This window comes from Thiomonas sp., from assembly GCF_034007205.1.
GTDB lineage: Bacteria > Pseudomonadota > Gammaproteobacteria > Burkholderiales > Burkholderiaceae_C > Thiomonas.
Genome location: NZ_JAVERI010000011.1, coordinates 37,843 through 50,684, shown reverse-complemented (window position 1 = coordinate 50,684; position 12,842 = coordinate 37,843). Strand labels below are relative to the sequence as shown.

Below are 12,842 nucleotides of genomic sequence, written 5' to 3'. Positions count from 1 at the left end.
ATAACGCAAGGCGGTGCAGTCTAGTGCAGTGTTTCATGCTTGATGGAACAAATAAAAACGATGGATTTGGGGTTGGGGCAAGGCGCAAACCACAGCGATACCCGCAGGTATCGCGCGGATTTGCAACGCCGCCCCGGCGCCAAAGACGCGTTTTTATGTTCCAGATAGCGTGAAACACTGCACTAGCCCGTCTACCTGCTGGAATCGGGAATCAGGAATCAGCGCCCCGCGGTCGTGCGCATCGCCTCGTATTCCGACTCCCGGTATTTCGGATCGAGGTAGGTGGGGGCGATGGCCTCCAGCGATTCGGGGTGCGGCACGCCGAGTTCAGGCACGAAGCCCGGCAGGGCGCCGCTGCACACGCTGTCGACTTTCATGGAATCGAGGTTGTCGCGGCTCATCACCGGTTCGCCGGGGGCGAGTTCCATCATCAGCGCCTGCAGCCGTCCCAGCGCGTCGGGCAGGGGGATGATGGGGCGCCCGCAGCCGCCGCCCACCCGCGCCCACCGGCCCGAAAGCCGTACCAGTTCGGCCAGGGTGTAGACGGTCGGGCCGCACAGCTCAAAGGTCTGGCCGAAGGTCTTGCGTGCCTGCGGCCCGACCAGACTGTTGACGAAGGCCGTCACCACATCGCTGACATACACCGGGGCGAAGCGGGTTTTCGCCCCCGCCAGCGGCACGACGGGAAACACCCGCTGCAGGCGGGCGAAGGTATTGAGAAAGTTGTCTTCGGGGCCGAACACCACGGAGGGGCGGAAGAGGGTGAGGTCGAGCCCGGTCTGCGCCTTGAGCGCCGCTTCGCCGTCGCCCTTGGAGCGCAGATACATCGACGGCCCCTTGGGGTCGGCCCCCAGCGCGCTCATGTGCACCACACGGCGCACGCCCGCCTGCGCACAGGCCGCAGCGATGCGCCGCGGCAGATCGACATGCGCGCGGGCGAAGTCGCGCCCGTAGGGCTGACCGCGACTGCCGTGCAGGATGCCCACGAGGTTGACCACCGCGTCGCGCCCGGCCACCAGCCTGGCCAGCTTGGCGTCGTCACGCACATCGGCCTCGACCACATCGACCAGCGGCAACTGCACCAGATGGCGTGCGCGCTGGCGGCGGCGGGTGGGCACGGTGACGAAATGATTGCCCAGCGACAGGGCATTGACCAGGCGGCTGCCGATGAATCCGCTGCCGCCGATGACGAGGATGTTCTGCTGCTGCATGAGATTTCCTGAAAGCCTGCGATAAGGCAAAGTGTGCCAGAACCGGCCCGACAGAAGAATGCGCCGCCTCAAGCGCAGACCGCGACCTGCTTCAGCGCTGATTGCTCGCCAGCATGGCGTCGGGCGTACCCACGTCGCCCAGCCGCGCCTTGAGCGACTGCGGCTTGCCGCTGAGGAGGGCGGCATACACCGTGGCATTGGCCAGCACGCGCTTGACGTAGTCGCGGGTTTCGGGAATGGGGATGTTCTCGGCAAAGATGGCGCCGGGCAGCAGCGGCTGATCGGGCAGGCCCATATTGCGCCAGCGCCGCGGCCTCCCCGGCCCGGCGTTGTAGCCCGCTGCGGCCAGCGCCTCGGAGCCGCCGAATTGCTGCAGCAGACCGCCGAGGTAGGCGCTGCCCAGCGTGACGTTCACCCCCACGTCGGCGATCTGGTCATGGGTGTAATCGGCCAGGCCGATCTTGCGCGCCACCAGCCGGGCGGTCGCGGGCATGAGCTGCATCAGCCCGGATGCGCCCACCCATGACTTGATATTGGCGATGAAGCGCGACTCCTGGCGGATCAGGCCATATAGAAAGGCCTCGTTCACGTCTTCGGCCTGAGAGGCCTTGCCGATGGCCTCGCGGTAAGGCATGACGTAGCGCTGGGCGATGTCCACCCCGCCCTTGACCCGTTCGCTGGTATTGATGCAGCGATCCCAGAGCTGCTGCCGGCAGGCCAGTTCGGCAGCGGCCTGCATCTGCTGATTGTCGAGCCCGCGCAGCGAGAAATTCCATTCGCGCACCGCCTCATTGCGCAGGTCGATGCTGAACAAGGCCAGCGCGCGCCGCAGCCCCGGCCGCTCTGCTTGCTGCGCTACAGCCGCCAAGGGTGCCGGAGGCAGGGAGGGGGGCAGGCTGACCTTCATGCCCAGCGCGTCGGTGGCGAGCTGGCCGTAGAAATCCCAGGGGTTGGCCACCTCGGCCAGCAGCGCGCGGCCCTCGATCGGATGGCCGAGCTTTTCGAGCGCGCGGGCATGCCAGTAGCGCCAGGACGGGTCTTTGTCGCCCTGGTCGATCAGGGTGCGCGTGGCGCTGCGCACCATGGCCCAATCCTGCGCGCGCAGCGCGGCTCTGGCCTGCCATTCGAGCACCGTGGTCGAGGGCACATAGCCCGGATCGGCCTGGTTCATGCGCGCATACCAGCGCGCCGCATCAGATTGGAGATTCAGCGCCGCGGACAGGCCGATGCGCCCCCAGATCTGCGCCCGATCGCGCGCGGGCAGGGCGGCAAAATCATCCTGCAGCAGCCGTGCGGCCTGCCCCGGGTCTTGCCGCGCCATGCTCAGCAGCGCCAGCACCAGGTATTGGCGCTGATCGGCATGGGCCATCGCCCGGGCCGCCCCGCGCCGCGCCGCATCGAGCAGATAGCGCACCGCGTCGGTATCGGTCTGCGCCAGGATGCGCCAGCTTCCCGCCGGCAAGAAGGGCGCAAGCAGATCGCGCCCCTGCCTGGCGCGGCCGTCTTCATAGAACCGGCGCATGCGCTGCCACAGCATGTCGCGCGGCATGGCGCCGTCGCGCAGCAGCGCAGTGGCCGCGCTGTTGCAGCCAGGGCCGCCATAGCGCTGATCCATCCACAGCCTGAACACCTGCGCCGTCACGTCGGCATGCTCGGTGGCGAACCGGCTCTGCAGGTCGTAGCACTGCACCTGCGGATCGTCGCGCATGATGAAGTGCGGATAGACGCGGTCGAAATCGATCCAGTCCTGGCGCTTGCCCAGTTCGAGCAGCCAGTCGTTGCGCAGGCGGTCGAGCACATAGGTGTGCGGATAGGCGCGGGCGAAGGCGTCGAAGTCGGCCTGCGTGGCCTCGGAGAGCGTGGGCTTGATGGCCCAATAGGCCACCCACGGTGCGAGCAGCGAGCCATCGAGTTGCCGCAGCGCATCCTGCGCAGGCTGCGGGTCGCCGCGCTGCGAGGCCATTTGCGCCGCCCGCAGCAGCTTCGCCTCGTCGGCCGGAATGATGGGCATGGGCGGCATGACTACCGGCGCGGCACTCGCGCCGGGCGCCGATGCGCTGGCGGCAATGGGCGCAGATTGCGCCAGCGTCAACGACGCGAACAGGCTCAAGCCCGCGCCGACCAAACTCTGCAACAGGCGGCGCAAAATACGCGGCAATATCCCTTCGATGCTCATAGGACACAGCTTACCGTGAACACCCCCCTTTACGACCCATTGTCCCCAGAACCCAATCAGCATTTGCGCGCCGAGCTGCGGCGCGAACTGATCGCCCGGCGCCAGGCCCTGCCCGATCTGGAGCGACGCCATGCCGAACTCGCCGCGCGCCTGCTGCAGGTGCTCGACGCGCTGGAGCCCGAAACCCTCGGCGCCTACTGCGCCACCCGCGGCGAATTCGACCCCCTGCCCACGGTGACGAAGTGGCTGGCCGCCCATCCCGAATGCACCTTGGCGCTGCCGCGCGTCGATGAAACCACCAGGCAGATGGCCTTCATCGCCTGGAAGCCCGGCGAACCGCGGCGCCCCGGCCCTTACGGCATCGACGAACCTGCGGGCGAAACCGTGATCGAGCCCGCCACCCTGCTTGTGCCCTGCGTGGGCTTCGCCGACGTGGGGCTGCGACTGGGCTACGGCGGCGGCTATTACGACCGCTATCTGGCCGGGCGCGAAGAGGTGTACACCGTGGGCCTGAGCCATGCCTGCTGCGAGCTGCACCAGCTCGACATGCAGCCGCACGACCAGCTCATGGATCTGGTGCTCACCGAAGACGGCCTGTACGGCCTCGACGCGCTCTCCCTCACCCTGATCGATTGAAGTCCACATCCGGTCCGCTGTTGGAACTCGCCGACCTCACGACGGGCGCCGACGGCCAGGTCGCCAGTGCGCGCTACGGCGACATCTACGCCAGCCGCGCCGGTGCGCTGGGGCAGGCTCGCACGGTGTATCTGGCGGGCTGCGGCCTGCTCGACACCCCGGCGCGCTGGGCCGGGTGTGAGCAGTTCACCATCCTGGAAACCGGGTTCGGCCTGGGGGTGAACTTTCTCGCCACCTGGGCGGCGTGGCGCGCCGACCCGCAGCGCTGCGGGCGGCTCGACTATGTCAGCCTGGAACTGCACCCGGTGCGCGCCGCCGATCTGCTGCGCCATGCGCCGCCCGAACTGCAACCACTCGCCGCCGAACTCGCTGCGAAATGGCCTCCGCCGGTGCGCGGCCTGCACCGCATCGTGCTCGATGAAGGCGTGGCGTGTAGCCCCGTTTCAGCGGGGCAAAGCCAAGCCGTTGGCTTTGCCTTACCTGCCTTGGCACGCGAGCCCTCACCCCAACCCTCTCCCGGGGGGAGAGGGGGTCGATCTGCGCTTTTGCGGACTGGTTCGGAAGGTCGGAAGGGGCATCGTTTGCATAGCGCAGCGCCGTCATCTCCTCCCCCACTTGCTGGGGGAGGTCGGGAGGGGGAGATGCCCGCCTTGGGGCGGCCCGGCGGCGGGGGGGTACACCTGCTGCTCGCCTTCGGCGACGCCGCCACCCTTGCCCCCCGGCTCAAGCTGGCCGCAGACGCGCTCTACCTCGACGGCTTCGCCCCGGCGCGCAATCCCGCCATGTGGACACCCGAGCTGTTGCGCTCGCTGGCCCGTCTGAGCAAGCCCGGCGCCCGCGCGGCCAGCTACACCGTGGCGCACGCCGTGCAAAAGGCGCTGAGCGAGGCCGGTTTCGAGGTCGAACTGCAACCCGGCTTCAGCGGCAAGCGGCAGCGGCTGCAAGCCACCTTCAACCCCATCTGGAAGCGCACCCGCCACACCCTGCCGACACCCTGGCCCACGACGCTGCCGCGGCAGGCCGTGGTCATCGGCGCCGGTCTCACTGGCGCCGCCTGCGCCCATGCGCTGGCGCAGAGCGGCTGGACGGTCGAAGTCATTGAGACCGGTGCGCAACCCGCAGGCGGCGGCTCGGCCATGCCCGCCGGGTTGGCGCATCTGCAGCCCTCGGCGGACGACAACCTGCTCTCGCGTCTCACCCGCGCGGGCATGGCCGAGCTGCGCCGCGCGCTGCCACCCGATGCGGATTCCCTCGCCCAATTCGGCCCGGCCACTCTCACTCCCGCTGACGCCGCCGACGCCCGGCGCATGCAGCATTGGCGTCGCAGCGTGCGCCTGCCCGCCGAAATGGCGCAATGGACTGAGGACGGCTGGCAGGTGGACAGCGCCGTGCTCGCCAATCAAGCCCTGTGCACGGCCTGGCTGACCTCCCCGCGCATCACCCTGCGGTGCCACACCCGGGCGGCCCGGCTTCACCATGATGGCGGCGCCTGGCACGTGCTCGACGCCGCCGGAAAAACGCTCGCCCGCGCCCCGCTGGTTCTGCTCGCCAGCGCGCTGCAAACCCCGCAATTACTGGCCGACAGCGGGCTGATTCCCAACGCCGACTGGCTGCCCCTGCGCCCCCTGCGCGGCCAGGCGCAGGCGCTGCCCGCCCGCCTCTGGCCCGCGCTGCAAGCATGCAAGCAGCCGTGGATGGGCAGCAGCTATGTGCTGCGCCTGCCCCGCGCGGCGGTGCGCCTGCTGCAAGAGCCCGGCGAGGAAGACTGGCTGCTCATCGGCGCCACTTTCGAGAGCGAAGACCAGCCCCTTACCCCCGAACAAGCCTGGGCGCACAACCGCGCGGGCCTGAGCGCACTCGCCTCATCGCCGCCCCCGCCCGAACACACTGCGGCGCTGCGCCACTTCGTCGGCGTGCGCGCGGCCAGCGCCGACCGCCTGCCCTACTGCGGCCTGCTCGCCGACATGGCCCCGCTGCTGGCCGATCCCCAGCGCGCCGCGGGCAAGCAGTTGCACGAACTGCCCCGCCTGTCTGGACTGGCCGTCTGCGCCGGTCTGGGCTCGCGCGGCCTCACCCTGGCGCCGCTGCTGGCCGAAACCCTGCTGGCCCAGATCGAAGGCACGCCGCTGCCCATCGAAACCGACCTGGCCGACGCCATCGACCCGGCGCGCGTGGCGCTGCGGCGCCTGCGGCATTCCCTGCGACCGTCACAGCCCTGATTCATCGAATGTCGATCGCACACCATGCCGCGAACTGCTGCTGCAGCCATTGCAGCATGGCCGCCACTTCCGGGCGCTGCTGCGCGCCGGAGCGGGTCGCCAGGTAATAGCCGTAGCCGGCATCGACCCGCCGCCCCACCGGAGCGATCAGGGCGCCGCAGGCCAGCAGATCGCGGATGAGGCCGATCTGCCCCATCGCCACGCCCTGACCGGCGACCGCCGCCTGGATGACCTGATAGGTGTAGTTGAATCGCAGCCAGCGCTGCGGCTCGGGCTGGGGCAAGCCCAGTCCCGCATACCAGCCGCCCCAGGACAGCGCCTGCAGATTGGCGCGGGCGATGGGCGGCGCGCTGTGAATGCGCACATCGTCGATCCACACGCAGCGGGGCAGGTCTTCCAGCGCACCGGGCGCACGGCCGGTCTGCGCCAATGCGGGGCTGCACACCGGCGTGATTTCCTCGCCGAACAGGAAGCTCGTGTGCGGCGCGTGAGCCAGAGGGTTGTCGTTGCGCAGGCGGCGGATGGCGATGTCCAGCCCGCCGGTCTGCAGATCGCTGAGATTGTCGAAGGTTTCGACGGCGATGTCGATGTCGGGATAGACCGTCTGGAATTCCCCCAGCCTGTGGATGAGCCACTGGCTGGCCAGCGATGCAAAGGTGGTGATCTGCACCCGCGGTCGCCCCTGGCTGGCGCGCAGCCCCTCCACTGCCGTATCGAGTTGGTGCAGCGCCTGCCGCACCACCGCAGCGAACTGCTCGCCCGCGGGCGACAGGCGCGCGCGCGGCCCTTCGCGCACGAACAGCGGCACGCCCACGCTGGCTTCCAGGGTTTGAATCTGGCGGCTGAGCGCGGATTGGGTCAGCGCCAGCGCATCGGCCGCGGCGGTGAAGCTGCCCAGCCGTGCCGCCGCCTCGAAGCCGCGCAGATTGCCCGCATCGACCTGACGGCTGCGCGGGGCTCGTGCCTGGCAAGCCGCGCTCCGGCAGTCCGCGGAACCATCGATTTTTTGCATGATGAACCTTCCGTATTTGCGCTTTTTGCCGCCCTGTCCGCCACCTAGACTTCAGCCGACATGAAGATCGAAAGAGCGCGAGGGTCTTTTCGATGCCGTCTTCCTTCATGCATTTTTGACATGCTAACCGGAGGTCATCATGCCGCAGACCGAAGTGTCCATCCAGCGCGACGGGATCGAATTGCAGACTGGCGATTCGCTGACGCTGCGCCACGCCGCAGGACTGAGCGTGCGGCTGGAGGCGGCGCAGGTGCCTGCGCCACAGCCCGACCCGGTGCGCGTCTGGCTCACCGAGGAAGGCCAGCCCGACGACGTCTTCCTGCATGCCGGAGAAGGCTACACGGTGCGCGGCTGCGGCAAGGTGGTGCTCACGGTGTGGTGCGGCGCGGCGCGGCTGCGGCTGGGCGCCAGCATCGGGCGCGCAGTGTGCGATCAGAAAGCCAGACCGAGTTCGCGTTCCATCCAGTCGGCCAGCGCGTGGGCCACGGCGTGCGGCGCCTCGGCCATGAGGTTGTGACCGCAGTCGAGCATCACCGTGCGCTGGCGCGGCAGCATCGCGCGCAGGACTTCGGCCTGAGCGGGCGGGGTCATGCGGTCGTGCTCGCCGAGCAGAAACAGCGTCGGCCCGCCCCATGAGCGCGCCGCGGTCTCGCCGCCGGTGTAGCGGTCGCAGGCGGCAAGATCGACGGCCAGCAGGCTGCCCCCGGCCCAGTTCGCCTGCTGCCGCAGCAGCAGCTTGCGGTATATCTGCGGCGGCTGGAAACCCGGGGCCGGAGTGAGCGGCTCGGCCTGGGCATAAGACCAGCGCACCACGTTGTCGATCGCCTCCTGCGGCGACTGCTCGGCCTGCGCCAGCAACTTGCGCGACACCCGCATGGGCCACGAAATACCCAGCAGCGCCAGCCCCCTCAATTGCCCCGGACGCTGACCTGCGGCATGCAGCGCGACCAGCGAGCCCATGCTGTGCCCGGCCAGCACCACGGGGCCGATCTGGCGCGCGTCGAGCTGCGACCAGACCCAGTCGGCCATGCGCTCGATGCGTTCCAGCGGCGGCGCGGGCGTGGCGCCGTGCGCGGGAAGCTCCAGCGGCAGGCAATGCCAGCCGCGCGCCGTCAGCCACTCGGTCTGCGCCGCCCACACGCTGGCGTCGCCGCCCGCGCCGTGCAGCAGGACGAGGGGAAGGGAGTTGGGGTGATGTGCGGACATGGCGCTTTTCCGTAGAAAAAAGACTGCATCCACGCAAAACCCGAGGGAATGATCTCTGGCCTGCGCGCAATGGACTGACTATATTTCACTAACTGAAAACACCGAGGAGAGCGCCATGAAAGTCAGCGATATTCTGCGTATCAAGGGCCATGTGCTGTTCACCGTGCCGCCGCAGGCCAGCCTGCTGCAGGCGGTGCAGACCATGGCGCAGCACGACATCGGCTCGCTGGTGGTCATGGAACAGGGCAAACTCGTCGGCATGCTGACCTTCTCGGAAATCATGGCGGCAGTGGCCGAGGGCGGCGGCGTGCTGGGCAAGAATACGGTGGCCGAACACATGGACACGCACTATGAAGTCTGCGGCCCCGAAACCACGCTGGACACCCTGCGCCGCACCATGCTCGAAGCCGGGGTGCGCTACATCCCGGTGATGCAGGACGACTCCTTGCTGGGGGTGATTTCGTTTCACGACGTGGCGCAGGCCGTGGTGCGCGAGCAGGACTTCGAGAACCAGATGCTCAAGGCCTATATCCGCGACTGGCCGGAAGACGTGGACCAGGCCGACGCGCAAGCCGCACGCGCCTCGGCCTCCGCACGGGGCTGAGAGCGCTGCTTGACGGCGCCCGCCTGTCACGGCGAGATGCAGGGCGCCAGGAGCCTGTCGGACTTGAGGAACGTCGGCTGCAAATCCGCCTGGCCGTCCCATATTTCGCCGCTTTTTTTGGGCAATAGAACGACTATTGCCCGGCAAAATCGGTCTCGGCCAGCCGAATTTTCGCTTCGATTCTTCAAGCCCGACAGGCTCCTAGTCGCGGCGAAATCCGCTGTCATTGCGCGAATCGGCAACACCGCCTTGGCGCACAAACGCGCCTTGAAGTTCCAGTTGGCATGAAACCCGGCAGGGGGCGGGCACTGCCAAGTCAGGCGTATCCCAAGTATTGCGCATTCGCAATATTCGCTATTGCGAACAATTCCTATTTCTTTTCGTATGCTAGATTGCATGACGTTACAGACTCATGCAAAGCTCCTCTCATGACCCTCTCTCGCCCCCTCGCCCTTCTTGCGCTCGGCCTGCAATCCGGCATGGTCCTGGCCGAAGACGCCAAGGAACCCGCCCAGCTCGCCCCGATCACCGTCACATCGAGCACCAAGACCGAGACGCCAATCGACAGGCTCACCTCCTCGACCGAGGTCATCACCGAAACGCAGATCACGCGCATGGGTGCGGTCACGCTGCGCGACATTTTTCAGAACTCGCCCGGCGTATTCACCAATCCGGGGCGCGGGGAGATGTCCATCCGCGGCATGGGCAGCCAGGGCACGCTGCTGCTCATCGATGGCAGGCGGGTGGCCGCTGACTCGGGGATGAAATACGAGCTCGACCGTCTTCCTGCCGCAAGCATCGAACGCATCGAAATCGTCAAGGGGCCGATGGGCGCGCTCTATGGTTCGGATGCGCTGGGCGGCATCGTCAACATCATCACCAAGCGCCCCACCGAAGGCATCGAAGGATCGGTCGCCACCAGCGCAGGGGCGAACCCGCAGGGCGAAGGCGCGCGCTGGCAGTTCGATGGCGATGTCCGCGGCAAAACAGGCGCAACCGGATTCAGCGCCTACCTGAGTGCGATCAAGACCCGGCCCTACACCGAGGCGCGGCGCACGCAGACCCTGGTGCCCAAAGGGGCGCAGGGCGGACCGGTGGCCCCTTCCCGCTCCGATCTGGGCCTGCGCCCGAACAACACCACCTGCCTGCGCACCAGCCCGCAGTGCGCCGCAGGCTCCATACCCATAGGGCAACGCATCCCGGACTCCTATCCCATCGATGTCACCTACCGCGAGCCTTCGGAGGTCGTCACGCTCGGAGGGACGGTTTTCCACGACTTCACCCCGGCGCTGGAACTGGCTGCTGACGCCATGCTGATGCACGAAAGGCGGGATGGCAACTACATCAGCCCCAGCCAGCAGACCCAGTATCTCAAACCCGACGGCCAGGGCCGCGTACCCGTGTTCGCCGTGCCCATACACCAATCCATGGACAACGATCGCATCGATCTGGCGCTGCGCGCCCGCTGGCAGGCCACCGACACGCTCAAATTCAACTGGCGCAGCTATGCCTCGCGCTACGACAAGACCGAAGCCATCGACGTCCCCGGCTGGCGCGAGTACGGCTATGCCTCCCAGGCCAGCGCAGCGCCGCTGAATGGAACCGGCAAGGTGCACATCCTCAGCCACGACCTCAATGCCCTATGGACGCCCAACGCCGCGCACGCCCTGCTGTTCGGCGCCGAGCATCGGGAAGAAAAACGCACCGCCCCGTTCTTCAATCCGCAGGGCATCGTCGAGGAACGCCAATACGACGTGAGCGCGTTTTACATCCAGGATCAATGGACCCTCAGCGAAGCGATGAATGCGGTGGCCGCGCTGCGGCAGGAAAAGGCCAGCAACAGCGACCGCCACACCAGCGCCAACGTCGGACTGCAATACACCTTCCATCCCGCAGCGAGGCTGCGCGTGAATTATGCGCAGGGCTACCGCACGCCCGGCATACACGAGCTGTTCATCAACCGCATCACCCCTCAGGGCCTGATGCTCGGCTCCGACGTGGTCAACCCCGCCGTGGGCAAGACCGCCTACGCCCTGAAGCCGGAGACCAGCGACAACTTCGAGATCGGACTCGGCGGCAGCGCATCGCGCTGGCACTACGACCTTGCGGCCTTCCACAACGAGGTACGCGACCGCATCGGTGCTGTCGCCGTCACATCGGCAGGCGCCTCTTACCGCACCTATCGCAACATCGCCAGGGCGCGCATCCAGGGGCTGGAGCTTCGCGGCGGCTATCGCCTGAGCGCGGCGCTCAAACTGAGCGCCGCGGCCACGCTGCTCGACGCCAAGGACACCACCAGCGGCAAGCGCCTGGAATTCACTCCGCGCCAGCTCTATGCCCTGGAACTGGAATGGAAACCCCGGCCCGCGCTGCGCCTGAACGTCGCGGTGCAGCACACCGGCGACCAGTACTACGTCAGCACCGCCACGCCCGGCGCGCTGCGCCCGGCGACGGCCGGCGGCTACACCCTGGTCAACCTGCGGGCGAACTGGCAACCCGCCGCGCTGCGCAACACCGAGTTGTTCGCCGGAATCGACAACCTGTTCGACGCCACGGTCGACCCCATCCTCGGCTCGACGGTCGGCATCTACGGTTTCGTCGGCATCCGGCATTACTTCTGACGCGGCCGCCCATCACGTCGCGGCCATACACCTATCATTCACTCTCTCACCCACATCATGCGACCCTCACTTCCCACCCGATGGCTTGCCGCCCTGGCCGGCCTGTTTTTCCTCGCATGCGCGCCTTTGCGCGCGCAAACCATACGGCTTTCCTTTCCGCCCGATCCGAATGCGCTGCCGGTGTTCGTGCTGCAGGCCAAGCAAAAGGAGTGGCTGCCCCAGGACAAGCTGGAGCTCAAGGCCAACCCATCGGGCGATCCATCGGCCATGCGCGCCATGATCGCCTCCGGGGATATGGATTACGCGCTGTTCAATCTGGTCGGCGGCGTGCGTTTCGTCCAGGGCGGCATGCGCAATGTCCATCTCGTCAGCCCCTGGGTGTGGCGGGGCATCTACCTGCTCACGCCGGTTGACGCCGAGGGTCGCGCAACAGCCCTTTCCGCCTTGCAGGGCAAGACGGTCGCGGTCAGCCCCGGCCTGTCCACGCCGCCGCAGATCGTCACGCAAAAGGCCTTGCAGAAAATCGGCGTCAAAGCCGATTTCATTGCCGCAGGATCGGGCACCGTGCTGATGAATCTGCTGCGCGATCCGTCCAGGGCGCCTGCCGGGTTTGCCGCTGCCGAGCCGATGGTCAGCCAGGTTCTGCTGCGCCAGCAACAGGAAAACTGGCCCGTGCGCTGGGCCGTGGCGCTCGATCCGACGCAGACTCTGGGCACTGAAATCCCGCTGGGCGCGCTCTGGCAGATCGGCAACAGCCTGCCTGCCGCCGCACGCGAGCGTTTCGTCGCCGCTTTGCAGCGCGCGGCGCAGTGGGCCAACGATCCGCGCAATCAGGCAGAGGCGGCGCGCATCGCGGCAAAGGGCTATGCCGATTTTTTCCGCCAGCCCGTTCCACCGCAGGCTTTCGAGAACATGCTCCAGGCGCATCGCGTCGTCTGGCGCATGGATGACGCCGCCACGGCCAGACCTGTGGTCGAGCGCTATCTCAAGGACGTTTTCGGCATCGCCATGCCGCCTGCGCTGTTCATCACGCCATGAGCGCCTCCGCACGGCCGCCCGAAGGGGGCGCTCGACTTCCTCGGGGAGTCGAGCGCAGCGAGGAGGGTAGTCCAGTGTGTGTCTCCAGGGCCGGCTCGCCCACCCGTCCCCCGTTGGGG

General features: G+C 67.6%; 10 protein-coding genes. 6 read left to right on the top strand and 4 right to left on the bottom strand.

Features of this window, described 5'->3' with window-relative positions; translation table 11 throughout:
- Positions 1-218 precede the first annotated feature (218 nt).
- Both RBR52_RS10305 and RBR52_RS10300 read right to left on the bottom strand, forming a co-directional pair.
- On the bottom strand, positions 219-1,211 hold the full coding sequence (locus RBR52_RS10305) for a complex I NDUFA9 subunit family protein (RefSeq protein ID WP_320377116.1): 993 nt from the start codon (positions 1,209-1,211) through the stop codon (positions 219-221).
- A 91-nt stretch (positions 1,212-1,302) separates the two neighbouring features.
- Positions 1,303-3,387, bottom strand: coding sequence for a lytic transglycosylase domain-containing protein (locus RBR52_RS10300; protein WP_320377115.1), 2,085 nt, complete (start codon positions 3,385-3,387; stop codon positions 1,303-1,305).
- 15 nt (positions 3,388-3,402) lie between these two features.
- Between RBR52_RS10300 and RBR52_RS10295 the strand changes: the two genes are divergently transcribed.
- Together RBR52_RS10295 and mnmC are read left to right on the top strand one after the other, a co-directional pair.
- The gene (locus tag RBR52_RS10295) at positions 3,403-4,023 is read left to right on the top strand and encodes a 5-formyltetrahydrofolate cyclo-ligase (protein ID WP_320377114.1); all 621 of its coding nucleotides are present in this window, start codon (positions 3,403-3,405) and stop codon (positions 4,021-4,023) included.
- Positions 4,020-6,242, top strand: a complete 2,223-nt coding sequence (mnmC, locus tag RBR52_RS10290; protein WP_320377113.1) for an FAD-dependent 5-carboxymethylaminomethyl-2-thiouridine(34) oxidoreductase MnmC — start codon at positions 4,020-4,022, stop codon at positions 6,240-6,242. Before RBR52_RS10295 ends, mnmC begins: the two co-directional genes overlap by 4 nt.
- A gap of 1 nt (position 6,243) precedes the next feature.
- Here mnmC and RBR52_RS10285 read toward each other — a convergent pair whose 3' ends face one another.
- A complete protein-coding gene (locus tag RBR52_RS10285) occupies positions 6,244-7,254 on the bottom strand; it encodes a LysR substrate-binding domain-containing protein (RefSeq protein WP_320377112.1) in 1,011 nt (336 codons plus the stop codon).
- A 139-nt stretch (positions 7,255-7,393) separates the two neighbouring features.
- Between RBR52_RS10285 and RBR52_RS10280 the strand changes: the two genes are divergently transcribed.
- On the top strand, positions 7,394-7,771 hold the full coding sequence (locus tag RBR52_RS10280) for a DUF2917 domain-containing protein (protein ID WP_320377110.1): 378 nt from the start codon (positions 7,394-7,396) through the stop codon (positions 7,769-7,771).
- On the opposite strand, the gene RBR52_RS10275 is transcribed toward RBR52_RS10280, so the two are convergent.
- On the bottom strand, positions 7,687-8,460 hold the full coding sequence (locus RBR52_RS10275) for an alpha/beta hydrolase (RefSeq protein WP_320377109.1): 774 nt from the start codon (positions 8,458-8,460) through the stop codon (positions 7,687-7,689). The genes RBR52_RS10280 and RBR52_RS10275 overlap by 85 nt on opposite strands.
- A gap of 115 nt (positions 8,461-8,575) precedes the next feature.
- On the opposite strand from RBR52_RS10275, the gene RBR52_RS10270 reads away from it, so the two are divergent.
- The 3 genes from RBR52_RS10270 (at position 8,576) to RBR52_RS10260 (ending at position 12,723) form a co-directional block, all read left to right on the top strand.
- Entirely contained in the window at positions 8,576-9,064 is a 489-nt protein-coding gene (locus RBR52_RS10270) for a CBS domain-containing protein (protein WP_320377108.1), read from the top strand.
- Between the two features lie 428 nt (positions 9,065-9,492).
- Positions 9,493-11,685, top strand: a complete 2,193-nt coding sequence (locus RBR52_RS10265; RefSeq protein WP_320377107.1) for a TonB-dependent receptor — start codon at positions 9,493-9,495, stop codon at positions 11,683-11,685.
- A gap of 57 nt (positions 11,686-11,742) precedes the next feature.
- On the top strand, positions 11,743-12,723 hold the full coding sequence (locus RBR52_RS10260; protein ID WP_320377106.1) for a hypothetical protein: 981 nt from the start codon (positions 11,743-11,745) through the stop codon (positions 12,721-12,723).
- The last annotated feature ends 119 nt before the right edge of the window (positions 12,724-12,842 follow it).